The organism is Proteus vulgaris (assembly GCF_016647575.1).
Classification (GTDB): domain Bacteria; phylum Pseudomonadota; class Gammaproteobacteria; order Enterobacterales; family Enterobacteriaceae; genus Proteus; species Proteus mirabilis_B.
The window spans coordinates 2122763-2146720 of record NZ_CP032663.1 but is presented as its reverse complement, the minus strand read 5'-3'; the positions used below and the strand labels follow the sequence as shown (position 1 = coordinate 2146720).

The window sequence follows — 23958 nt, the reverse complement described above, 5'->3', positions numbered from 1 at the left end:
ACTTTCTTTATTAAGGATGGAGAGGGATGATATGGCTACGTTGGAGATTTGTTGTTTTGGCGCTGAATGTGCGTTGGTAGCAGAACGAGCGGGTGCAGACAGAATAGAGCTGTGCACGAGTCCAGCAGAAGGTGGCATTACGCCAAGCTTTGGAATGCTAAGACAAGTCAGAGATTTGGTTCGTATTCCCGTTCATCCCATTGTTCGCCCTCGTGGTGGTGATTTTTGTTATACACAAGCTGATTTTTCAGCAATGAAAAATGATATTAGTTTGATCCGTGATATGGGATTTTCAGGAGCAGTTGTTGGTCTTTTAAATGAAGAAGGGCATATTGATTTACCTAAAATGGAAATTTTAATGGAGCTTGCAGGCCCATTAGCCATTACTTTTCATCGCGCTTTTGATATGTGTATTAATCCATTATTAGCGCTAGAACAACTGACTCAGCTAGGTGTTTCTCGTATTCTAACGTCAGGACAGCAGGCAAACGCGGAACTAGGTTTGCCATTATTACGAACGTTAAATGAGAAAACACAAGGCCCTATCATTATGGCGGGGGCTGGTGTAAGACTCAGTAATATCCAAAAATTCTTAGATGCAGGATTAAAAGAAATACACAGTTCAGCAGGGAAAGTGGCGCCTTCAACTATGATTTACCGTAAAGCAGGTGTAACCATGAGCTCTGACAGTGAAGTGGATGAATTTACGCATTACTGTGTAGATGAAGATACGGTTGAAGCGATGAAAGATATTATGAGTATTCATGCACCATTAGCATCTTAATTAGCACAAATTAAAGATTTTAGAACTGCGCCTTTTATGGCGCAGTTTTTTATGCAATCTCGTCTAATAACAACGTATGTGTAATACCACAGCGTTCCACAAAAGCGTCATCATGCGAAACCAGTAATAATGTACCTTGGTATTCAACAAGTAAATTTTCCAATAGTTGTTTGGACTCGATATCAAGGTGATTATCTGGCTCATCGAGTAATAATACCGCAGGTGGTTTTGGGCTATGAGTTAAGGCCAATAACGTTGCTTTTAATTGCTCGCCACCACTTAGTTTTTCAAGCGGTAGTAAAGATTTATCACCTCTAATTCTCAACATCCCAAGGCGTGTTCGCCATTGCTCAATAGAAATAGCAGGCTGATATTGGTGTAGTGCTTGTGCAACAGGCAATGTTTTATCAAGTAAAGCAAGGTGTTGATCGAGATAGCAATAGTCCTTGTTTAGACGAAACTCACCAGAAAGCGGTGCAAATTGTTCAATTAAACATTTTAATAATGTTGATTTCCCACATCCATTCTTACCTTTAATATGCCAATGTTCATTACCGTAAGCTGAGAATGAAATAGGGTGCTGATAACCATATGGAAGTTGAAGATTATCAACAAATACATTTAAACGGTGACCATCACTTTGATAATTCAACACCATTTTTTGTTGATGAACATGTGATTTTTCCTCATCGACACCTTGTTTTTGAGATTGCATATCATCGATTACGCGCTGATGACGCTTTGCAACTGCAGATTGTCTTTGTTCAGCCCGATTTGTTTGCATATCCAATAAAAGTAAGCATTGAGAGCCACTTTTCCTAATTGATTCGCCTTGTCGTTTTCGTTGTGCTGCTTTTTGTAATGTCGCTTGTTGCTGGCGTTTCTCATTTTTAATTTGGCTGTTTAGTCGATCACTTGCGGCTTCCAACGAGGCTATTTCTGCACTTTTTTGTGTCTCATATAAAGTATAATTTCCTCCATATTCAGATAAACCTTTCTCGCTTAATTCAAGAATCGTATCCGCATATGAGAGCAAGTTTCGATTATGACTAACAATAAGAGATCCTGCTTTGTGCTGAGCTAACTGTTTTATTAACCATTGTTGTCCTTGATAATCAAGATGGTTATCTGGCTCATCTAAGAGCAGAAAACTCTGCTCGCATAAAAAAGCGCGACAAAGTGCTAAACGTGTCTGTTCTCCACCACTTAGATGCGCAATAGGGGTATCTAATGCAACAGGGAGTTGTGCTGAATCTAATAAATTCTGCCACGTAACAGGAAGTTGCCATTTACCATCGAGCAACTCAATATCTTCTAATGTAGCAATACCTGCATCAACGCGTTGGAATGCTTGATAAATTTCATGAATATCTAACGCTTGAGCAAGTGTATCGCCTTGTAATCGGGTTAATTGATCAACGTGAACAAAAGGCATATTCCAATTAACTTGACCAGCGGTTGGTAATATTTTTTGTGCTAATAATCTTAACAGTACAGATTTTCCTTTGCCGTTATGACCGATCAATGCATTTTGCTGACAAGCCAATGAGCGAGTTAACGGTGGAAAAAGAGTTTGCTGATTAAATTCGATAGTCAGTTGTGAGAAGTGACAGGCTATTGTCATAATAATACCTCCTAAGCGAAATAGGTGGCAGACAGCCGTGATCTTTTTTAGATGCGACGAAATAAATTATTGTCTGCCAGTAACAGAAAATAAATACCCAAAAAGGTATTTGAAAAAATTTTCTGGCAGAATTTAATTCATCGTAGGGAAGTGCCTTCTTAAAAATAAAATAGGATAGGGAATGTAACGCGCCTATTATAGCGATAAACATGCCAAGATCAATAGGGATTAACGTCGTGAGCCGCGTGTTGTTTTTTCTCTGTTATAAATAAACTTAAATTTAATTTTTTTATAAAGAGGTGAAAACATTGTTATTGTCAGAAAAATAAAAGGAATAGTATATAAAAGTGTTCCTAACGCCATGCCAACATGAGGTGCATTAAAATATTCACTATGTGAAGCGATTAAATTTAAATAATTTACTTTATCTAAATATTCAGGTGTTAATCCACCATAAGGAACAATAAAGCGGATCATTGCAATTAAGAAGATGCAAAATAGAAAATTGAGCGTCATATATGCAGAATTAAGAACGTTTTTATTCCAAGCCTCTCTACTTTTTGCTTGATAGCTACCAATAAGGCGATTAGCGACAATAACCGCGTAGAGCCAAAGCACAATATTCTCATCGCCCATAATAAAACTATTAATCATAAAGGCAAATACGCTATAAACAGGGATAAGAACAAAAATAAGTTTAGTTCGTGCTAGTACAGCCATAAACAGACCTGAATGAACAAGAATAAACTCAAAGATAAAAATAACGGTTAAATTATAAATGGTTTGAACGCTAAACAACGCGGGATAACACCATGCAGTAATAATAAAAGCGATATAAAAGAATTGAGTAAAATAATCAAACCAAGAGAATAACGCACTGATTTTACGCTGTAATGGCGTAAGTGTAATGGGTGACTCATTTTCTAAAAAATTTTGATTAGAAAAAAAGAGTTCTCGTTTTTCATTCTCTTTTCTGTGCTCGTTAAGAACCAGCGATTGCTGTTTTTGTTGTGCGATCCTTTTTTGTTTAGTTTGTTTATTTTCTTTATATTTCGCCATGATGATCTTTTATAGAGTCAATTTTATCGATGTAATAAGGTCTAAGTTAGAAAAAGTGATTTTAAAACATTTAAATTGATATAGAAAAAAGGATATCTCTATAAGATACCCTTTTTGTAATGATTATCTGTAACACACTTAAAATAAATAAAGCTTAGGGTTTAGTTGCAATTAATATCGCGCGTTTAGGTGCGGGATAACCTTCAACTGTTTTTGTTTTATCATCAGCATCTAAGAATGCCTCTAATGAATCCGTTACCATCCAATCCGTTTTACGTTGTTCATCAAGAGAGGTTGTGTTTTCATCGACAATGCGCACATCTTTAAAGCCACATTTTTCTAGCCAAACTTTCAGCATTTTTGCAGATGGAATAAAGTACACATTACGCATTTGTGCATAACGTTCACCCGGGATCAGACATTGGAATTCATCACCATCAACAACGAGGCTTTCTAATACTAATTCGCCACCAGACACTAATTGGTTCTTTAATTGCCATAAATGATCAAGAGGTGAGCGGCGATGATAAAGTACACCCATAGAAAATACGGTATCGAAGGCATTTAATTCAGGCATTTGCTCAATACCAACAGGAATTAAATGTGCGCGTTGGTCATTACCTAATAATTTTCTGACTGCTTCAAATTGGCATAAGAAAAGTTGAGTAGGGTCGATCCCGACAACAAATTCTGCACCTTCACCTAACATCCGCCACATGTGATAACCACTGCCACAACCAACATCTAATACTAAACGGCCTTCAAGTGGTGAAAGATGCGGTAAAACACGATCCCACTTCCAATCAGAGCGCCATTCTGTGTCGATATCGACGCCATAAAGTGAAAATGGACCTTTACGCCACGGCATTAAATTTTTTAAAACGTTGCTTAATCCCAGTTGCTCGCCTGCGCTTAATGCTGGAGTATGCTGAGCAATCACACCATTTTTTAAGTCAATCTCAGTAGGGGCAATCTCTGGCAAGCCATCAAGCATTCTTTCCCATGAGGAAAAGTGACCGTGTAACGCATTTGAGCGCCATTCTGATAATTGAGCAGGTAATGTATCTAACCAATGAAATAAGCGCTCATCTTGCGCAATAAGTTGATAAAACGAGCCAAAATTAATCATTAATTATTGCCTTTAATCGCTAAAAGAGAGCCGAAATTAAAACATTGGAACCAAACTTCCGCATGTGGGAAACCTGCATTATGTAAGCGAGTTTTATGCGTTTCAACAGAATCGGTCAGCATGACATTTTCTAACATGCTACGTTTTTGGCTAATTTCTAATTCACTGTAACCATTAGCGCGTTTGAAATCATGGTGCATATTAAACAGTAACTCACCAATTTCTTTATCTTCAAAACTGAATTTTTCAGAAAGTACTAACACACCGCCGGGATTAAGACCTTGGTAAATTCGGTTTAATAATATTTGGCGATCGTTTGGTGCTAAGAATTGCAAGGTGAAGTTAAGTACGACCATTGAGGCGTTGTTGATCTCGATATCAAGAATATCACCTTCAATAATATCAACGGGTGTATCTGCTTTATAGGCATCAATATGGCGCTGACAGCGTTCTACCATTGCAGGTGAATTATCAACACCAATAATTTTGCAACCAGCAGCATCAATATTACGACGCATGGAAAGGGTTGCTGCACCTAAAGAACAGCCTAAATCGTAGACTTGGCTATTGGGTGTAACAAAGCGACCCGCAAGCATACCAATCATGGAAATAATATTAGAGTAACCTGGTACTGAGCGTTTTATCATATCAGGAAACACTTCAGCGACTTTTTCGTCAAAGCGCCAGTCACCGAGGTTAGCGATAGGTGTCGCAAATAAGCTGTCTTGTTGTGATGATTTTGAATTCGACATAACTAAAATAGGTTTAAGGAATAAAAGAAGCAAGCATTCTACCAGAAGCGACGGTGCTCACAAAGTTGCATTATTTAGAAAGAAATTGGAAAAAATAAATAAACCTTTTTGATACCTTGCCGTTATTAGACACAACAGCAAGGATGTCGGTTTTGATCATGGATGATCATGTTATTCCCGCGAGGACTTAGTAATAAAAGGAAAAGATTTGTATCCAAGGAAGGAAATAAATATTAGCAATGATCATCAATACCATTGATAAGTAAGTGGCTGCCATGCCTGAACGACGCCAGCGAAGTTCACGGTGTTTTAATCCATAAGAGTGTAAAAAACGACCTGCGATTAAAATTGAGCCACAGATGTGTACCATCCAAACAAAAGCACCATTCATTTCCATGACCAGTAATAAGATCATGGAAATCGGAATATATTCTACCGCATTGCCGTGAACACGGATGGCTGTTTGTAATTCATAAAAGCCACCATCACCATAAGCAACCCGATATTGTGTTCTGAGTTTTACGACATTGAGGGACAATTTAATCAATAATAGTGCGCCCAGTACGATATAAAGCGAGCTAACCATCTTTTCTCCATTGCCAAAGCCAAAAAACGGCGAATTTAATGATAAACCTCAAAGCGACTTCTGTCGCTATAAATAATTATTATTAATTAATTGTTTGGGGATTAGCAAATCCTTGAAAAGATGTATCATATAAACTAGGTCTATACTCTTATCTCCGGGAAGAATTTTCGTTATAATGTCTGCCTTTTTTTTGACACTACTCGAAAAAGACTATTGCCAAAATTTCCGCAGCAGAAAGCACAACAAGCTGAGTAAAAGGATATTGTATGCGTACTAATTATTGTGGGCAGTTGAATAGCGCCCATGTGGGCCAAAAAGTGACTCTTTGTGGTTGGGTTAACCGTCGCCGTGACTTAGGTGGACTTATCTTTATTGATATGCGAGATCGCGAAGGTATTGTTCAAGTCTTCTTTGACCCAGAGCAGAAAGAGGCATTTTCTCAGGCTTCAGAACTGCGTAATGAATTTTGTATTCAAGTCACAGGAACAGTACGCGCTCGTCCTGATAGCCAAGTTAATAAAAATATGGCAACAGGTGAAATTGAGTTAGCGGCAGAATCTCTGTCTATTTTTAACCGTTCAGAGCCATTACCGTTAGATAGCAATCAAACAAATACTGAAGAGCGTCGTTTAACTTATCGTTATTTAGACCTGCGTCGCCCTGAAATGTCAGATCGCTTAAAAACCCGTGCTAAAATCACAAGCTTTGTTCGCCGTTTTATGGATGGTGAAGGTTTCCTTGATGTTGAAACCCCAATGCTGACAAAAGCGACACCAGAAGGTGCGCGTGACTATTTAGTTCCAAGCCGTGTACATAAAGGTAAATTCTACGCATTACCACAATCACCACAGCTTTTTAAACAGCTACTGATGATGTCTGGCTTTGATCGTTACTATCAAATCGTAAAATGCTTCCGTGATGAAGACTTACGTGCTGACCGTCAGCCTGAATTTACACAAATCGATGTTGAAACCTCTTTCATGAGTGCAGACCAAGTGCGCGAAGTGATGGAGCGTATGATCCATGCATTATGGTTAGATGTTCTGAATGTCGATTTAGGTGCGTTCCCAGTAATGACTTTTGCTGAAGCAATGCGTCGTTATGGTTCAGACAAACCAGATTTACGTAACCCAATGGAACTTAAAGACATCGCTGATTTAGTCAAAGATGTTGAGTTCAGTGTATTTGCACAAGCGGCAAATGATGAAAGATGCCGTGTTATCGCATTGCGTGTACCGGGTGGCGCATCATTAACTCGTAAAAATATCGACGAATATACACAGTTTGTTGGTATTTACGGCGCTAAAGGCCTTGCGTGGATGAAAGTCAATGAAAGTGCGAAAGGCATTGAAGGTGTACAAAGCCCAATCGCTAAATTCCTGACTAACGATGTTGTTAACTCAATTTTAGAAACAACAGGCGCAACAGACGGCGACTTGATTTTCTTTGGCGCAGGTCGTAAAGGCACAATGAGTGATGCAATGGGCGCTCTGCGTCTGAAAGTGGGTCGTGATCTTGAACTGACCGATTTAAATGCATGGAAACCATTGTGGGTTATTGACTTCCCAATGTTTGAAGAAGATGAAGAAACCGGCAGCTTAAGTGCGATGCACCATCCATTTACTTCTCCAAAAGACTTATCACCAGCTGAATTAACTGCACACCCAGTAGGTGCTGTGGCAAATGCGTATGATATGGTTATCAATGGTTATGAAGTGGGTGGCGGTTCAGTGCGTATTCACCGTAATGAAATGCAACAAGCGGTATTTAGCATTTTAGGTATTGCACCGAATGAGCAACAAGAGAAATTTGGTTTCTTATTAGATGCGCTTAAATTTGGTACTCCACCACATGCAGGTTTAGCATTTGGTTTAGACCGTTTAGTCATGTTGTTAACGGGGACTGATAACATTCGTGATGTTATTGCTTTCCCTAAAACAACAGCTGCTGCGTGTTTAATGACTAATGCACCAAGCTTTGCTAATGAAGATTCTTTAAAAGAGTTAGCGATTGCAGTAACTCAAAAAGAAGTTAGCGAAGATAAAGAGTAAATGATGAAATATAAGCGCCCGATATCCGTTTTAGTTGTTATTTATGCAAAAGAGACCAAACGGGTGCTTATGCTAAAGCGTCGAGATGATCCTGATTTCTGGCAATCTGTGACAGGGAGCTTAGAAGCGGAAGAAACGCCTTTTCAAACGGCGTTGCGCGAAGTGCAAGAAGAAGTTGGAATTGATATCATAAAAGAAAATCTTGAGCTGGTGGATTGCCAACGCTCAATTCTTTTTGAGATTTTTGCACATTTTCGGCATCGTTATGCACCAGATGTTACACATTGTCAGGAACATTGGTTTACATTAGCACTACCCGCAGAGCGAGATATTGTGCTAACTGAGCATTCGCAATACCAATGGCTAGACGCGCCACTGGCGGCAAAATTAACAAAATCCGCCAGTAATCAGCAAGCGATTGAAGAATTTGTTATTTAATGATTAGACCACGTTTGGAGATATTTCATGGCAGGTCATAGTAAATGGGCCAATACAAAACACCGTAAAGCAGCGCAAGATGCGAAACGCGGTAAAATTTTCACTAAAATCATCCGTGAATTAGTTACAGCAGCACGTTTAGGTGGTGGTGATCCTGCAACTAACCCGCGTTTACGTGCGGCAGTTGATAAAGCATTATCGAACAACATGACTCGTGACACCTTAAACCGTGCAATTGCACGTGGTGTGGGTAATGATGACAACGATAATATGGAAACCATCATTTATGAAGGCTATGGCCCAGCAGGTACTGCTGTGATGGTTGAATGCTTAAGTGATAATCGTAACCGTACTGTTTCCGATGTTCGCCATGCATTTACCAAAACAGGTGGTAACTTAGGAACTGATGGTTCCGTATCTTACCTGTTTACCAAAAAAGGTGTCATTTCATACGCACCGGGTGTTGATGAAGATGCTGTTATGGAAGCTGCGTTAGAAGCAGGTGCTGATGACGTTGAGACTTTTGATGATGGCGCTATCGATGTTTACACCACACCAGAATCTTTTGGTGATGTAAAAGATGCGATGGATGCAGCAGGTTTTGTGGCTGAATCAGCTGAAGTTTCGATGATCCCATCGACTAAAGCAGAATTAGATATTGAAACTGCACCAAAATTAATGCGTCTTATCGATATGTTAGAAGACAGTGATGACGTGCAAGAAGTGTATCACAACGGTGATATCTCAGATGAAGTTGCAAAACAACTGGAAGATATCCTGTAATCGTTCTAGCGATTATCGAAAATAACGGTGTTCAACGCTGTTATTAAAAGTGCGAAGAGAAGAGCAGAGCAGATTTTTTTGCTCTTTTCTCTCGCCATCGACCATATCGGCAACAGGAATTGATATGGCTATCATTCTAGGTATAGACCCCGGTTCGCGTGTTACAGGCTACGGTGTAATTCGACAGCAAGGGCGACAACTTATCTATTTGGGAAGCGGTTGTATTCGCACACAAGTTCCCGACCTTCCTAATCGACTTAAACGTATTTATGCAGGTGTTAGCGAAATCATTACTCAATTTTCGCCAGATGTGTTTGCGGTTGAGCAAGTGTTTATGGCTAAAAATGCTGATTCTGCACTTAAACTTGGGCAAGCGCGCGGTGTAGCAATACTTGCGGCAGTTAATAACGATTTACCTGTTTTTGAATATGCTGCTCGCCAAGTTAAACAGACCGTTGTGGGTACAGGTGCGGCTGAAAAAAGCCAAGTGCAACATATGGTGCGTTCAATATTAAAATTATCCGCGGCACCACAATCGGATGCAGCCGATGCATTAGCAATTGCGATTACACATTGTCACTTTAACCAAAATTTATTACGTGTAGGTGATCCGCGTCTAGTTTTAACGCGAGGTCGATTAAGATAAGTTGTTATCTTGGTAAATGTCTTTGGTTTTTCACAAGCTGGATATACGTCCAGCTTTTTTTATGTTATAAACTTGACGTAATTATTTTTGCGGAGGCGTTAGGGTGATAGGTCGTATCAGAGGAATTATTCTTGAAAAACAGCCACCAGTGGTGCTGATTGAGGCAGGTAATGGTGTAGGTTATGAAATCAATATGCCAATGACCTGTTTTTATGAATTGCCTGATATTGGTCAAGAAGCCATTATCTACACGCAATTTATCGTACGCGAAGATGCACAATTACTTTATGGTTTTAACCAAAAACAAGAGCGCGCACTCTTTCGTGAATTAATTAAAGTAAATGGTGTGGGACCTAAACTCGCTTTAGCCATTTTATCTGGCATGTCTGCTCGCCAATTTGTGACCGCTATTGAAAATGAATCTATCACTTCATTAGTGAAATTACCGGGTGTAGGTAAGAAAACTGCTGAGCGTTTAGTGGTTGAAATGAAAGATCGCTTTAAAGGTCTTAATGGTGATTTATTCGAAAATAGTGATATCGAGTTACCAGAAAGCACTTCACCTAAAGCGCCAAAAGCGGCTGATATTGAAGCTGAAGCCTCTGCTGCATTAATCGCATTAGGCTATAAACCACAAGAAGCTGCAAAAATGATCAGCAAAGTGGCAAAACTGGGTACAGATAGCGAAACACTTATTAAAGAAGCGTTGCGCGCGGCTATTTAGGAGTAACACATTGTGATTGAAGCAGATCGCCTGATTTCAGCAGAAATTCAACAACCTGAAGAAGAAATTATTGATAGGGCTATTCGTCCTAAATCTCTTGCCGAATATGTTGGGCAACCGCAAGTTCGCGAACAGATGGAGATTTTTATTCAGGCGGCTAAATTGCGTCATGATGCTCTCGATCATTTGCTTATCTTCGGACCTCCCGGATTAGGTAAAACCACATTAGCAAATATCATTGCTAATGAAATGGGTGTTAATTTACGCACGACATCAGGTCCTGTGCTTGAAAAAGCAGGTGATTTAGCCGCGATGCTAACTAACCTTGAACCTCATGACGTGCTGTTTATTGATGAAATCCATCGTCTTTCACCCGTTGTTGAAGAAATTCTTTACCCAGCAATGGAAGATTATCAACTCGATATTATGATTGGTGAAGGACCAGCGGCTCGTTCAATTAAAATCGACCTACCGCCATTTACCTTAGTGGGTGCAACCACCCGAGCGGGCTCTTTAACATCTCCATTGCGTGATCGTTTTGGTATTGTTCAACGTCTTGAATTTTATAATGTTGACGATCTCCAACACATTGTCTCTCGCAGTGCCAGTTTTATGGGATTAGAGATGACAGACGAAGGCGCTCGCCAAATTGCTATGCGTTCACGAGGTACACCGCGTATTACTAATCGATTATTGCGCCGTGTGAGAGATTTTGCCCAAGTAAAGGGCAATGGTGCTATTGATGAAGAAATTGCGTCTAAAGCGCTTGATATGTTGAATGTGGATGCGGCAGGTTTTGACTATTTAGATCGCAAACTTCTTTTTGCCATCATTGATAAATTTATGGGTGGGCCTGTAGGATTAGATAACCTTGCAGCCGCTATTGGTGAAGAGCGTGAAACCATAGAAGACGTATTAGAACCTTATTTAATTCAGCAAGGTTTTATTCAGCGCACACCAAGAGGTCGAGTTGCCACTAATCACGCCTATCGTCATTTTAATCGTATCGTAGAAGAGCCTTAATATTTATATCAGCATCAGATTGGAGGTGATTTAAATGATAGAACTGACTCGAGGCAATCTTTTACATGCAAACACCGAGGCAATTGTAAATGCCGTTAATTGTGTTGGTGTAATGGGGCGCGGTATCGCCTTACAATTTAAAAAAGCATGGCCTGATAATTTTAAAGCTTATGCTTTAGCGTGCAAAAATAAAGAACTGACACCCGGTGTAATGTTTATTTATGAAATACAAAAAGCGACTCACCCTCGTTTTATTGTTAATTTCCCAACAAAACGACACTGGCGAAATGCAAGTTGTATTGAAGATATTGAGGCTGGGTTAATTACACTGGTTAATGAAATTAAACAGCGCAATATTAAATCTATTGCCATCCCACCTTTAGGGGCGGGTTTAGGCGGCCTAGAATGGTCTGTGGTGTATGAAAAAATTAAAAGCGCAATGGAACCTTTAGCGGATGTTCATGTGCTAATTTATGCTCCCATAGATGAAGCTGAATTAAGCAAAAAATAGAAAGATCGATTTTCAGACATTCAATTAAAAAAGATAAAAATAAACCCCAAGAACATAGTGTTGTTGGGGTTTTATTTATCTAATGTGCTGGAAATAATTACTGTTTAGCAGGTGCAAATAGACTCAAAATAAATAGGCAACTTGCGGCTAAAACAACAGAAGGACCAGCGGGTGTGTCATAGAAAGCAGAGAAGGTTAAGCCGCCTGTAATTGCCAACATACCAACAGCGATTGCAATCAGAGCCATTTGTTCTGGAGAACGAGCGAAACGACGAGCGGTTGCTGCTGGAATGATCAGTAAAGAAGTAATGATCAGAGCACCTACAAATTTCATGGCTAAACCAATGGTTAACGCGGTGATCATCATTAACTTTAAGCGTTCTCGCTGAATATTCACACCATCAACAAATGCCATATCTTGATTAATCGTCATGGAGAGCAGAGGACGCCATGAACGAATGATCACGAATAAAACAATCACAACACCAATAAAGATACTGATAACGTCTTGATAGTTTACAGACAGCAAATCACCAAATAGATAAGCCATTAAATCAACACGCACATTCGACATTAAACTGACAACTACAAGCCCTAAAGAAAGCGCACTGTGTGCCATGATCCCTAAAAGCGTATCGACAGAAAGTTGAGGTTTTAATTCTAACCAAACCAATAGAATAGCGAGAAGAAGGGTGACTGCAATAACAGCGTAAAAAGGCTCGATATTAAACAGCAAACCAAATGCAACACCCAGTAATGAAGCGTGCGCTAAGGTATCACCAAAATAAGACATACGACGCCAAACGACAAAAGAGCCCAAAGGGCCCGCCGCCATTGCTAAGAGCATACCGGCAATCCAACCCGGTAACAGCAACTCAATCATGACGACACTCCTTACTATGCTGGTGATGATGACGATAAATACCAAGTTGCTCAGCACCACGACTTCCAAACATGGCAATAAATTCAGGATGAGAAGAAACAACGTCTGGTGTGCCTGAACAGCAAATATGACCATTTAAGCAGAGGACTTCGTCCGTTTTTGCCATCACAAGATGAAGATCATGAGAAACCATTAAGATGGCACAACCTAATTCGTGACGAAGCTGATTAATCAAATCATAAAGTGCTAATTGACCATTAACATCAACACCTTGAGTGGGTTCATCTAAAACTAAAAGTTGGGGCTGATTAAGCAACGCTCTTGCTAACAATACACGTTGAGACTCACCACCAGAGAGCTTTTGCATCGGCTGATTGATTAATTTCGCCGCATTAACTCGTTCTAAAGCAGGGAGAATATCTTTATCATGAACACCCGGTTTTAGTGTCATAAACCGTTTAACGGTGAGTGGCATTGTGGGATCGAGATAAAGTTTTTGTGGCACATAGCCCACGCGTAGCGCATTTTGACGCTCAACTTTTCCTGAGGTTGGATTTAATAAACCAAGAACTAAACGGATAACCGTAGATTTACCCGCACCATTAGGGCCAAGTAAAGTAAGAATACGGCCTGCTTTTAGATCAAAAGAGATATCTTTTAAAATTTCTCTTTCACCAAAAGAAACACAAACCGATTTTAAACAAATCAAGTCAGACATAAAATTAGCACTTGCAGAATCATTGAAACGTTATAATATAACATTTCCAATGATGATTCACGAGAATTCTTCCTATGTTACATAAAAACAACAAATTTGCGCACCGTTTTTTATTGAAATCGTTTTTAGCTACAGCGATGATAAGCTCATTCAGTGCTTCAGTGCAGGCTGATGTCGTCGTTTCCATTAGACCACTAGGATTTATTGCTGCTGCTATCGCTGATGGAGTAACACCAACAGAAGTTTTATTACCAGATGGGGCATCTCCACACGATTATGCATTAAAACCCTCTGATTTAAAAAAAATCACCTCCGCAGACCTGATGGTATGGGTGGGCCCTGATATGGAAGTGTTTTTAGATAAGCCATTAAACAGACTTACTGACAATCATAAGTTGGCTTTAGCGGAAACTGACGAAATAAAGTCACTTTTATTGAAAGATGATGATGACAATGTGCATAAACATGAGGAAAATCACGAACATCATTCTCACGGTGATTATAATATGCACATCTGGTTATCACCAGAGATTGCGTTGTCGTCTGCAAAACAGATCCACGAAAGGTTAATTACACTCTATCCAGATAAAAAAGAACTTCTGGACGTAAACCTAGGTAAATTCAGCGAACAACTCAAGCAAACTGATAAGAATCTTGTTAATATTCTGTCGCCTGTGAGAAATAAGGGTTATTTTGTCTTTCATGATGCTTATGGCTACTTCGAAAAACATTATAATTTAAAGCCGTTAGGTCATTTTACGATCAACCCTGAAATACAGCCGGGTGCACAGAAATTACATCAAATACGAACACAGTTGGTTGAGCAAAAAGCAACTTGCATTTTTGCTGAGCCACAATTTAGGCCGACAGTAATAGAAACAGTGGCGAAAGGCACTGGGGTTAAAATGGGTGTATTAGACCCCCTAGGAAGTGGGATTGCTCTGACTCAAGAGAGCTATATAAAATTCCTTACCCAACTAGCTAACCAATATGCGAGCTGCCTGAATGAAACACAATAAGGAATTAAGAACGTGCAGCAGAAGAAATCCATTGCACAGGTATATTTAAGTTTACCACTCCCACATAAGATCATGCTCGGTTCGTTAACTGCAGCAACACTGGCCGTCGCAATTTGGCGACCAGTGGTTCTTCAAAATGAGCAAAACCGAGAAGTTCCTGTCAGCATCCAAATGCCTCTTGCCAACCAAGATGAAAATACAGATGACATTATCACTGACAGTAGTGATCAACTTACTGACGAAGGCTTAGTCGATGCTGATGATGGCTCCGATGCAAGCACCGCAGTTGCACAAGTCCCTCATACTTATATTGTCTCTAGTGGCGATTCATTAAGTTCAATATTGACTCAGTTTGGTATTGATTCAGCTGATATCGCAACTATTTCTAATCAAAATAAAGATCTTAGAAACCTTAAAATCGGACAACCAATTAGTTGGGAGCTTGATGATAATGGGTTATTAAAAGAGTTAAGTTGGGGTGTTTCTCGCCGTGAAACTCGTGTTTATACCCGTACAGAAACGGGCTTTAAAGAGACAAAAGAGTTTCAAAAAGGTGAGTGGAAAAACAGTGTTACCACCGGTGTTATTCGTGGAAGTTTCTCTGTTAGTGCAACGAATGCAGGTTTAACGAATTCAGAAGCGCGTGCAGTGACTAAAGCATTGCAATGGCAAGTAGACTTTAAAAAACTACAAAGTGGCGATCAATTTGCAGCACTCTTTTCTCGCGAAGTGCTTGATGGTCGTACAGAACAAAGTGAACTTATTGGTGTGCGTTTACGCAGCGCAGGTAAAGACTACTATGCTTTCCTTGCTGAAGATGGTCGTTTTTATGATAGCCAAGCTGGTGGATTAGAACGCGGATTTATGCGATTCCCAACAGTGAAGCAGTTTAGAGTTTCCTCTCAATTTAACCCTCGTCGTATTAATCCTGTTACAGGTCGTTTAGCTGCTCATAAAGGTGTCGATTTTGCAATGCCAGTGGGTACACCTGTATTAGCAACAGGGGATGGCGAAGTTATTGTGGCTAAATACAGTGGTGCCGCAGGTAACTTTATTGCTATTCGTCATGGTAGCCAATATACGACACGTTATATGCACTTACGCCAGTTACTTGTAAAACCAGGGCAACGTGTTAAGCGTGGAGATAGAATTGCGTTATCAGGCAATACAGGGCGTTCTACGGGACCTCATTTGCACTATGAGCTGTGGATCAACCAACAAGCAGTCAATCCACTAACAGCGACCTTACCTCGTGCTGATGGTTTAACAGGTAAAGATAAACAAGAATATCTAGCTAAAGTAAAAGAGATTAAGCCGCAATTAGTGCTAGCCGATTGACAATAAACACGATTTTAAAGACATAAAAGCGGATGATTGATATCATCCGCTTTTGTTTTAATGTTTTTTACGCCTATTTGGGGTATCAGTTCAGAGAGTTATCTGATGAATAAAGAAAAAGATACAGATAGCAAAGCGGGTTATGTACCCACTTTTCACCGTGCATATTTGCATCCTCGTCATTGGGGAACATGGTTAGGTGCAGGTGTATTAAGTGCATTGGCTTATATGCCAGTAAAATGGCGTGATCCATTTCTTGCTTCTATTGGTCGTTTTGTTGGACGTAAAGCGAAAAGCGCAAGACGTCGTGCAGATATCAACTTGAGATACTGTTTTCCAACATGGAATAAAACGCAACGTGAAAATGTACTCGACAGTATGTTTGAAACTGCGCCTCAATCCTTTGTGATGTTAGCAGAGCTTTGCTTAAGAGGCCCTGAGCGTATATTAAAGCGCACATCTTGGCAGGGACTAGAAATCATTGAGCGTTTTAAAGAGCAAGGTCGTAATGTCATTTTTATGGTGCCTCATGGATGGGCCGTTGATATCCCTGCAATGCTGTTAGCATCAACAGGTCAGAAAATGGCAGCGATGTTCCATCATCAAAAAGATCCCGTTGCTGATTATTTATGGAATAAAGCACGTCATCATTTTGATGGTCGATTACATTCACGCGAAGCAGGTATTAAGCCATTTATTTCTTCTGTACGACAAGGTTACTGGGGCTATTATCTGCCAGATCAAGATCATGGTGCAGAGCATAGCCAATTTGTAGATTTTTTCGGGACTTATAAAGCGACATTACCCGCGATTGGGCGGTTAATGAAAGTGTGCCGAGCGGCTATTGTGCCTCTGTTTCCAGTGTATTGTCATAAAACGCATCAACTTAATATTATTGTGCGTGAACCAATGGATGATATTGAAGATAAAGATGATGAGTATATTGCACGTAGAATGAATGAAGAGTTAGAAGCTCTAGTGACACCAACGCCAGAACAATATACGTGGATCTTAAAATTACTGAAAACACGTAAAGAGGGCGAAATAGAGCCTTATGCTCGTGAGAATATTCTGGACTAGTTCTTGTCCGAAAAATAAGTAAATAAAAAACGGGCACTTAATAAAGTGCCCGTTTTGCTATTAAGATTTTGGACTCTGTGTTATTCAACCGTCAGAATACGGCATGTATTGGTGCTACCCACAGTGCCCATTTGGTCACCTTGAGTGACTAACACTAAATCACCAGAAACTAAGAAACCTTTATCACGTAAACGGCCGATTGCTTCATTAGCAGCGGCAATACCATCAGTGTGAGTACTGCAATAAACGGGTGTTACACCACGATAAAGAGCAGTCTGATTTAATGTTTTCTCATGACGAGACATTGAGAAAATCGGTAAACCTGTACTGATGCGGGACATCATGCGTGCAGTACGACCTGATTCAGTCATCGCAATAATCGCATTAACGCCTTTCATATGGTTAGCTGCATACATTGTAGACATCGCAATGGCTTCTTCTACTGTATCAAACACCATATCTAAACGGTGCTTAGAAACATTGGCAGCTGGCATTTTTTCAGCGCCTAAGCAGACTTGTGCCATTGAAGCGACCGTTTCTGCTGGATATTGTCCTGCTGCGGTTTCTGCTGAAAGCATAACAGCATCAGTGCCATCTAATACGGCGTTAGCAACGTCCATGACTTCAGCACGTGTTGGCATTGGATTTGTTATCATTGATTCCATCATTTGAGTAGCAGTGATAACGACACGATTAAGCTGACGAGCACGACGAATTAATTTTTTCTGTACACCCACCAGCTCAGGATCACCAATTTCAACACCTAAATCGCCACGAGCAACCATCACCACATCAGAAGCAAGAATGATTTCATCAATGATTTCATCATTAGCAACCGCTTCAGCACGCTCTACTTTAGAAACGATTTGGCATTCACAGCCTGCATCACGGGCTAAACGGCGAGCAAGGTTAAGATCTTCACCTGTTCTTGGGAATGAAACGGCAAGGTAATCAACACCAATTTTTGCAGCAGTGATAATGTCTTGCTTATCTTTTTCTGTTAATGCATCAGCAGAGAGGCCTCCACCGAGCTTATTAATGCCTTTATTGTTAGATAAAGGGCCACCGACAGTCACTTCAGTAAAGACTTTTAAACCATCAACTTTGAGGACTTTTAACTGAACTCGACCATCATCAAGAAGTAAAATATCGCCTGGAACCACGTCAGCAGGTAAGCCTTTATAGTCGATACCCACTTGATTTTGGTTGCCTTCGCCTTTTTCAAGCGCTGCATCAAGTAAGAATTTATCACCGACATTCAGGAAAACTTTTCCGTCTTTAAAGGTAGATACACGGATTTTAGGACCTTGTAAATCCCCGAGGATAGCAACATGGCGACCTAATCTTGCAGCAATTTCACGCGTACGATTAGCGCGAGCAAGATGGTCTTCCGCAGAACCATGAGAGAAATTTAATCGAACAACATTTGCGCCAGCAATAATAATTTTTTCTAAGTTATTATCACGATCTGTTGCTGGGCCTAAGGTGGTAACAATTTTTGTTCTTCTGAGCCGTCTGGACATGTATTACTCCGTTGACCTTGAACGAAAGGTGTTGGCAATTGGATAAAACAGAAATCAGATAGTGCTTTACCCAATATGTTAAGTGAAACGCTTCAAGCTAATTGCAACATACACTACTGTTTTCATTATATGCGAGAGTTAGCTCGCAGATATGCTACCATTTTTCAAAAACTTATCTAGTCAGGGGCACAAATTGAAGTGTGACAATACTAACAGAATAATTAAAAACGGTTACTTATCAAACCGTGAATCACGTAAAGCTTCTTTGACGCGCTTCAAGTTATCTCTGAATTTTGGTCCTCGGCGTAAAATAAATCCTGTTGCGAGAACATCAATAATAGTGAGTTGAGCAAGGCGGGAGATCATCGGCATGTAGATATCAGTATCTTCAGGCACATCAAGCAATATAGGAAGGGTAGCTTCAGAGGCTAAAAGAGAGCCCGGAGTGGTAATGGCAATGACCGATGCATCGTTTTCACGCGCGATTTTTGCGATTTCAACTAAATTCTTAGTACGTCCTGTATGTGAAATAATAACCACCACATCACCATCAGTACTATTTATGCAACTCATACGCTGCATAACAACATCATCAAAATAAGTGACAGGAATATTAAAACGAGAAAACTTATTCATGGCATCGTGAGCAACGGCTGCTGATGCACCTAAACCAAAAAAAGAGATTTTTTTAGCTTGCGTCAAAATATCAACTGCACGATTGATAGCTGCGATATCAATATTATTTTTAACATTTTCAAGTCCCGCCATTGCGGATTCAAAAATTTTATTGGTATAAGAAGAGACAGTATCGGAATCATCAATATTACGATTTACATAAGGTGTGCCGTTGGCAATGCTTTGTGCTAATTGTAATTTGAAATCAGGAAATCCTTTTGTTGCCATACGTCGGCAAAATCGATTAACAGTGGGTTCACTGACATCAGCCGTTTTAGCCATTAAGGCAATACTTGAATGGATAACGGTTTGTGGCGCAGTTAAAACAGCCTCTGCGACTTTTTTTTCTGATTTACTCAAGATGTCCAGATTAGACTGAACCCTTTCCAATATATTCATTAAATATACAGATCCTTGGCTTTGCCAATTTCAATAAAAGGAGAAATCTATAACGGTTTTATGAAAATATACTACGCAAAGAACAAGGCTTGCAGTGTAAACCATCGGTAAACAGGGCTTTTTTCGTTAAAGTATGACGTGTGTCTAACTTTCAAAGCTGAAAGCAAGATACAAAACTGTTGTAAAGTTACAAGAAAGGATAAAACACTAGGCATAAAATGAAGCATTACAATATGTGTGGTAAGTTAGGGACTAAAATGTGCAAGTGTATTTACTGAATACATCCAAAAGAGTACATTAATACAAAATTCTGTAACAAAATTACAAAATCTCATCATGAGGAGACGTTCTATGGCAGCGATATCGACTGCTCAGGCCTGTGATCTGGTTATCTTCGGTACGAAAGGGGATCTAGCACGCCGTAAGCTCATTCCATCATTATATCAATTGGAAAAAGCAGGATATATTCACCCTGACTCTCGCATTATTGGTGTCGGTCGTGCTGATTGGGATGTTGATGCATATAAAAATGTCGCTCATGAAGCGTTAAAAACCTTTTTAAAAGAAGAAATTAACCCTGAAATTTGGCAACGTTTAAGTGATCGCTTAGATTTTTGTAATCTTGATGTTAATGAAACCGACCATTTCATTGAGTTATCAAAGCATCTAAAACAAGATAAATTACCGGCTATCTATTACTTTGCTATGCCTCCAAGCACCTTTAGTGCGATGTGTCAGGGATTAGGGCATGCAAAATTAAACAAAGAGCCTAATCGTGTCGTAATGGAAAAACCATTAGGGACTGATTTAGCGTCTTCGGTTTCTATTAACGATAGTGTGGCGAAATACTTTAAAGAGACACAAATTTATCGTATTGACCACTATTTAGGTAAAGAAACCGTTTTAAACTTATTAGCATTGCGCTTTGCAAACTCACTATTTGTCAACAACTGGGACAATAAAACGATTGACCATGTCCAAATTACGGTTGCAGAAGAAGTGGGTATTGAAGGGCGTTGGGGATACTTTGATCAAGCCGGTCAAATGCGTGATATGGTGCAAAACCACCTATTACAAATCCTGACTATGATAGCGATGTCACCACCTGCTGATTTAACGGCTGACAGTATTCGCCAAGAAAAAGTGAAAGTCTTACGTTCATTACGCCGTATTGATAACACCAATATTCGCGAAAAAACGGTTCGTGGACAATATACTGGTGGTTTTGTACAAGGTAAAAAAGTGCCGGGTTATCTTGATGAAGAAGGTGCGAATAAAACCAGTAATACAGAAACATTTGTGGCAATCCGCGCTGATATTGACAACTGGCGTTGGGCGGGTGTTCCGTTTTATCTAAGAACAGGTAAACGTCTACCAAGTAAATGTTCAGAAGTTGTGGTTTATTTTAAAAAGCCTGCGCTGAATATTTTCAGTGAGACTTATCAAGAGTTACCACAAAATAAGCTGACTATTCGTTTACAGCCAGATGAAGGCATCGATATCGAAGTGCTAAATAAAGCACCGGGACTCGATCATAAACACCGTTTACAAACAACTAAGCTGGACTTGAGTTTCTCTGAAACATTCAATCAAACGCATTTGGCGGATGCTTACGAGCGCTTATTGTTAGAAGCCATGCGCGGGATACAAGCGCTATTCGTGCGTCGTGACGAAGTAGAAGAAGCATGGAAATGGGTGGATTCAATCATTAGCGCATGGGAATGCGATAATGAGTTGCCTAAGCCATATCAAGCGGGCACTTGGGGACCTGTGGCATCTGTTGCCATGATCACCCGCGATGGTCGTTCTTGGAATGAAATTGAATAACTGATTTTGATTATCCATTCTAAAGAAAAAACACCCAGCTATGCTGGGTGTTTTTGTATCTGACAAATGTTTTTAAGCATAATTACTTGCTAATAGATGAATAAAACCCATGCTAAAACGAAAATTGTTTCAATAACTATTCATTAAACCGACAAGTTATGGTGCTATAGAAAATTAAAACTTAAATAAAACCAACCAATTAACTAAAAATTTTTTCCTCAAAAGCATTGCTTTAAATAATTTGGCGTGATAGAAATATCATGTAACATTTAACCATCTTATATGAGGGTTCGGAGTATATCGTGCGGATGGTCTGTGCGATGAAAGAATAAATAATCATGACTAGCGCCAAAAGCGTCAAAGTTAAACGTTCTACCTATAAGTTATTCCTTTCTGCTATTTTATCCAGCGAACACTACTGGTGTGGCGCATTATAGAAACCTCTCATCTTTATTCCTGAGTTATCAGGAAACGACGTTGCCTTAACGTTCGGCTACTATTGCCGCCAGAAAGACTATCTACATATTCTCTATCTTCTGCGTAAGAAACGTTTTGGCGTATTTCGAGTGTGTATGAGAGATGAAAAAATGATTTATTGGATATTTTTAGCATTAGCTATTGTTTGTGAAGTTATCGGTACTTTATCTATGAAGTACGCCAGTGTGAGCGGTGGTTACACCGGTATGATTGTGATGTGGTTAATGATTGCCACTTCCTATATCTTTTTAGCCATAGCCGTTAAAAAAGTGGCATTAGGTGTAGCATATGCACTGTGGGAAGGTATTGGAATTGTCATTATTACGACATTCAGTGTTCTGTGGTTTGGAGAATCACTCTCACCATTAAAATTAGGCGGTCTAGCAATGTTAATTGCAGGGATCACGCTTATCAAATCAGGTACTAAAAAATCGGCTGTTGCTAAGAAAACAACAGAATCGGTAAAAAGTATTGCTGGTAAAGCCAAGCACGTTGCCAGTGCTGTAAAAGGAGCGAATAAGCCAATTCCTGCCAATATCAAGGAGGCTTAATTATGTTAGCTCAATTTGAATGGTGGCACGGTGCGTTTTTAATACTTGCCGTAGTGCTGGAGATTGTCGCGAATATATTCTTAAAAATGTCTAACGGCTTTAGCCGAATGGGGTTAGGAATATTATCACTGTTTTGTGTGTTAGGTGCTTTTAGTGCACTAGCAATGGCAGTCAAAGGAATAGAGCTTTCGGTAGCTTATGCACTTTGGGGAGCATTCGGAATTATTGCAACTATCGCCGCCGGTTGGATTTTATTTAATCAAAGACTCAATTATAAAGGATGGGGTGGAATTATATTATTACTAGTAGGTATGGTAATGATTAAATTTGCCTAAATCTAATTAACTTAATGAGTGAGATATTGATAAAAAAGAATCTAATTATCACAGCAAAATAAGTGACATTAAAAAAGCTGAGTTCTTATGAATTCAGCTTTTTTGTTTTTATGCTATTCTTTTTATTGTTTAAACAAGGAGAATATATGAAACGGATATTAGTCGCTGGGGCAACAGGTTATTTAGGACGATTTCTTGTACAAGAACTAAAAACACAAGGTTATTGGGTACGTATTTTAGTTAGAAATCGCCAGCAAGCGACACAGTTTACGAATATTGATGATGTTTTTATTGGTGCAATAACAAATCCTGACCAAATAAAAGATCTTACTAAAGATATTGATTGTGTTATTTCTACAGTAGGGATCACTCGGCAAAAAGAGGGATTAACCTATCAGGATGTTGACTATCAAGCGAATGTAAACCTTCTTGAAGAAGCTGTTAAATCACAAGTTAAACAGTTTATTTATATCTCCGCCATAGATGGAGATAAATACCGCCAATTAAAAATCTTTGAAGCTAAAGAGCGTTTTGTCGATAAATTAAAACAATCTAATTTATCGTATTGTATTATTCGACCTAATGGCTACTTCAGCGATATGGGAGATTTTTTACAAATGGCTTCGGCGGGAAAAGTCTATTTATTTGGTTCGGGTGAACAAAAAATTAATCCTATCTCAGGTAAAGATCTAGCCCAGTTTGTAATTAAAATGATAGGGCGTAATACGAAAGAAATTTCTGTGGGTGGACCTGATGTTCTGTCATTAAATCAAATTGCTGAACTTGCAGGCGTTGCATTAAATAAAAAAGTAAAAATTATTCATCTACCTGACTTCTTAAGAAAAATGACTATTTTTATATTGCGCCATTTTACTTCTCAAAAATTTTATGGGCCTTTTGAGTTTTTCTTAACATTTATGGGAAATAGCCATATTGGTGAGAGCTATGGCGATGAGCATTTGTCAGATTACTATCTTGATTTAGCTAATAAATTCAAAAAATAAGCACCTATGGAAAGTAGGT

Annotated in this window: 25 protein-coding genes; 15 read left to right on the top strand and 10 right to left on the bottom strand. The window is 39.4% G+C overall.

Features of this window, described 5'->3' with window-relative positions:
* Window positions 1–31: 31 nt before the first annotated feature.
* A complete protein-coding gene (cutC, locus tag D7029_RS10010; RefSeq protein WP_194950583.1) occupies window positions 32–784 on the top strand; it encodes a copper homeostasis protein CutC in 753 nt (250 codons plus the stop codon).
* Window positions 785–833: 49 nt separating this feature from the next.
* On the opposite strand, the gene D7029_RS10005 is transcribed toward cutC, so the two are convergent.
* The 5 genes from D7029_RS10005 to D7029_RS09985 all read right to left on the bottom strand — a co-directional run bounded on the left by D7029_RS10005 (window position 834) and on the right by D7029_RS09985 (window position 5934).
* Complete coding sequence (locus tag D7029_RS10005) at window positions 834–2408, bottom strand: ATP-binding cassette domain-containing protein (protein WP_194950582.1); 1575 nt, start codon at window positions 2406–2408, stop codon at window positions 834–836.
* A 228-nt stretch (window positions 2409–2636) separates the two neighbouring features.
* Window positions 2637–3467 carry a hypothetical protein gene (locus tag D7029_RS10000; RefSeq protein WP_194950581.1) on the bottom strand — a complete coding sequence of 277 codons (831 nt, stop codon included), beginning with the start codon at window positions 3465–3467 and terminating at the stop codon, window positions 2637–2639.
* A gap of 154 nt (window positions 3468–3621) precedes the next feature.
* A complete protein-coding gene (gene cmoB, locus D7029_RS09995) occupies window positions 3622–4596 on the bottom strand; it encodes a tRNA 5-methoxyuridine(34)/uridine 5-oxyacetic acid(34) synthase CmoB (protein WP_194950580.1) in 975 nt (324 codons plus the stop codon).
* A complete protein-coding gene (cmoA, locus tag D7029_RS09990; RefSeq protein ID WP_100159385.1) occupies window positions 4596–5348 on the bottom strand; it encodes a carboxy-S-adenosyl-L-methionine synthase CmoA in 753 nt (250 codons plus the stop codon). Before cmoA ends, cmoB begins: the two co-directional genes overlap by 1 nt.
* A 187-nt stretch (window positions 5349–5535) precedes the next feature.
* Entirely contained in the window at window positions 5536–5934 is a 399-nt protein-coding gene (locus D7029_RS09985; RefSeq protein ID WP_023582071.1) for an MAPEG family protein, read from the bottom strand.
* Window positions 5935–6200: 266 nt separating this feature from the next.
* Here D7029_RS09985 and aspS point away from each other — a divergent pair, with 266 nt between their 5' ends.
* Genes aspS through D7029_RS09970 form a run of 3 tightly spaced genes read left to right on the top strand, consistent with a single transcriptional unit; the run spans window position 6201 to window position 9206 of the window.
* Entirely contained in the window at window positions 6201–7985 is a 1785-nt protein-coding gene (aspS, locus tag D7029_RS09980) for an aspartate--tRNA ligase (protein WP_088495453.1), read from the top strand.
* Window positions 7986–7988: 3 nt separating this feature from the next.
* Entirely contained in the window at window positions 7989–8423 is a 435-nt protein-coding gene (gene nudB / locus D7029_RS09975) for a dihydroneopterin triphosphate diphosphatase (RefSeq protein ID WP_194952618.1), read from the top strand.
* A 27-nt stretch (window positions 8424–8450) separates the two neighbouring features.
* The gene (locus D7029_RS09970; protein ID WP_194950579.1) at window positions 8451–9206 is read left to right on the top strand and encodes a YebC/PmpR family DNA-binding transcriptional regulator; all 756 of its coding nucleotides are present in this window, start codon (window positions 8451–8453) and stop codon (window positions 9204–9206) included.
* Between the two features lie 12 nt (window positions 9207–9218).
* Here D7029_RS09970 and D7029_RS18985 read toward each other — a convergent pair whose 3' ends face one another.
* Window positions 9219–9341 carry a hypothetical protein gene (locus tag D7029_RS18985; protein ID WP_267463807.1) on the bottom strand — a complete coding sequence of 41 codons (123 nt, stop codon included), beginning with the start codon at window positions 9339–9341 and terminating at the stop codon, window positions 9219–9221.
* Here D7029_RS18985 and ruvC point away from each other — a divergent pair.
* The 4 genes from ruvC to D7029_RS09950 all read left to right on the top strand — a co-directional run bounded on the left by ruvC (window position 9331) and on the right by D7029_RS09950 (window position 12110).
* Window positions 9331–9852, top strand: a complete 522-nt coding sequence (ruvC, locus tag D7029_RS09965) for a crossover junction endodeoxyribonuclease RuvC (protein WP_006536599.1) — start codon at window positions 9331–9333, stop codon at window positions 9850–9852. The two genes, D7029_RS18985 and ruvC, sit on opposite strands and share 11 nt — an antisense overlap.
* A 103-nt stretch (window positions 9853–9955) precedes the next feature.
* Entirely contained in the window at window positions 9956–10576 is a 621-nt protein-coding gene (ruvA, locus tag D7029_RS09960) for a Holliday junction branch migration protein RuvA (protein ID WP_075671063.1), read from the top strand.
* 12 nt (window positions 10577–10588) lie between these two features.
* Window positions 10589–11599, top strand: a complete 1011-nt coding sequence (ruvB, locus tag D7029_RS09955; protein ID WP_109393837.1) for a Holliday junction branch migration DNA helicase RuvB — start codon at window positions 10589–10591, stop codon at window positions 11597–11599.
* A 34-nt stretch (window positions 11600–11633) separates the two neighbouring features.
* The gene (locus D7029_RS09950; protein ID WP_194950578.1) at window positions 11634–12110 is read left to right on the top strand and encodes a macro domain-containing protein; all 477 of its coding nucleotides are present in this window, start codon (window positions 11634–11636) and stop codon (window positions 12108–12110) included.
* A 97-nt stretch (window positions 12111–12207) separates the two neighbouring features.
* Here the strand turns inward: D7029_RS09950 and znuB are convergent, their stop codons facing one another.
* Both znuB and znuC read right to left on the bottom strand, forming a co-directional pair.
* A complete protein-coding gene (gene znuB, locus D7029_RS09945) occupies window positions 12208–12993 on the bottom strand; it encodes a zinc ABC transporter permease subunit ZnuB (protein ID WP_069369079.1) in 786 nt (261 codons plus the stop codon).
* Window positions 12986–13711 carry a zinc ABC transporter ATP-binding protein ZnuC gene (gene znuC, locus D7029_RS09940; protein ID WP_151435258.1) on the bottom strand — a complete coding sequence of 242 codons (726 nt, stop codon included), beginning with the start codon at window positions 13709–13711 and terminating at the stop codon, window positions 12986–12988. The genes znuB and znuC overlap by 8 nt, the downstream gene beginning before the upstream one ends.
* Window positions 13712–13785: 74 nt before the next feature.
* On the opposite strand from znuC, the gene znuA reads away from it, so the two are divergent.
* The 3 genes from znuA to lpxM all read left to right on the top strand — a co-directional run bounded on the left by znuA (window position 13786) and on the right by lpxM (window position 17148).
* Window positions 13786–14730, top strand: coding sequence for a zinc ABC transporter substrate-binding protein ZnuA (gene znuA / locus D7029_RS09935; RefSeq protein ID WP_088495458.1), 945 nt, complete (start codon window positions 13786–13788; stop codon window positions 14728–14730).
* A gap of 12 nt (window positions 14731–14742) precedes the next feature.
* A complete protein-coding gene (mepM, locus tag D7029_RS09930; RefSeq protein ID WP_194950577.1) occupies window positions 14743–16068 on the top strand; it encodes a murein DD-endopeptidase MepM in 1326 nt (441 codons plus the stop codon).
* 105 nt (window positions 16069–16173) lie between these two features.
* Entirely contained in the window at window positions 16174–17148 is a 975-nt protein-coding gene (lpxM, locus tag D7029_RS09925) for a lauroyl-Kdo(2)-lipid IV(A) myristoyltransferase (RefSeq protein WP_194950576.1), read from the top strand.
* An 80-nt stretch (window positions 17149–17228) separates the two neighbouring features.
* Here lpxM and pyk read toward each other — a convergent pair whose 3' ends face one another.
* Together pyk and D7029_RS09915 are read right to left on the bottom strand one after the other, a co-directional pair.
* A complete protein-coding gene (gene pyk, locus D7029_RS09920) occupies window positions 17229–18671 on the bottom strand; it encodes a pyruvate kinase (protein ID WP_088495460.1) in 1443 nt (480 codons plus the stop codon).
* 231 nt (window positions 18672–18902) lie between these two features.
* Window positions 18903–19745, bottom strand: a complete 843-nt coding sequence (locus tag D7029_RS09915; protein ID WP_088495461.1) for a MurR/RpiR family transcriptional regulator — start codon at window positions 19743–19745, stop codon at window positions 18903–18905.
* A gap of 351 nt (window positions 19746–20096) precedes the next feature.
* On the opposite strand from D7029_RS09915, the gene zwf reads away from it, so the two are divergent.
* The 4 genes from zwf (at window position 20097) to D7029_RS09895 (ending at window position 23939) form a co-directional block, all read left to right on the top strand.
* A complete protein-coding gene (gene zwf, locus D7029_RS09910) occupies window positions 20097–21572 on the top strand; it encodes a glucose-6-phosphate dehydrogenase (RefSeq protein WP_194950575.1) in 1476 nt (491 codons plus the stop codon).
* Between the two features lie 587 nt (window positions 21573–22159).
* On the top strand, window positions 22160–22600 hold the full coding sequence (gene mdtJ / locus D7029_RS09905) for a multidrug/spermidine efflux SMR transporter subunit MdtJ (RefSeq protein WP_075671146.1): 441 nt from the start codon (window positions 22160–22162) through the stop codon (window positions 22598–22600).
* Window positions 22601–22602: 2 nt separating this feature from the next.
* Window positions 22603–22935, top strand: coding sequence for a multidrug/spermidine efflux SMR transporter subunit MdtI (gene mdtI, locus D7029_RS09900; RefSeq protein WP_023582084.1), 333 nt, complete (start codon window positions 22603–22605; stop codon window positions 22933–22935).
* 146 nt (window positions 22936–23081) lie between these two features.
* A complete protein-coding gene (locus D7029_RS09895; protein WP_194950574.1) occupies window positions 23082–23939 on the top strand; it encodes an SDR family oxidoreductase in 858 nt (285 codons plus the stop codon).
* Window positions 23940–23958: the final 19 nt, after the last annotated feature.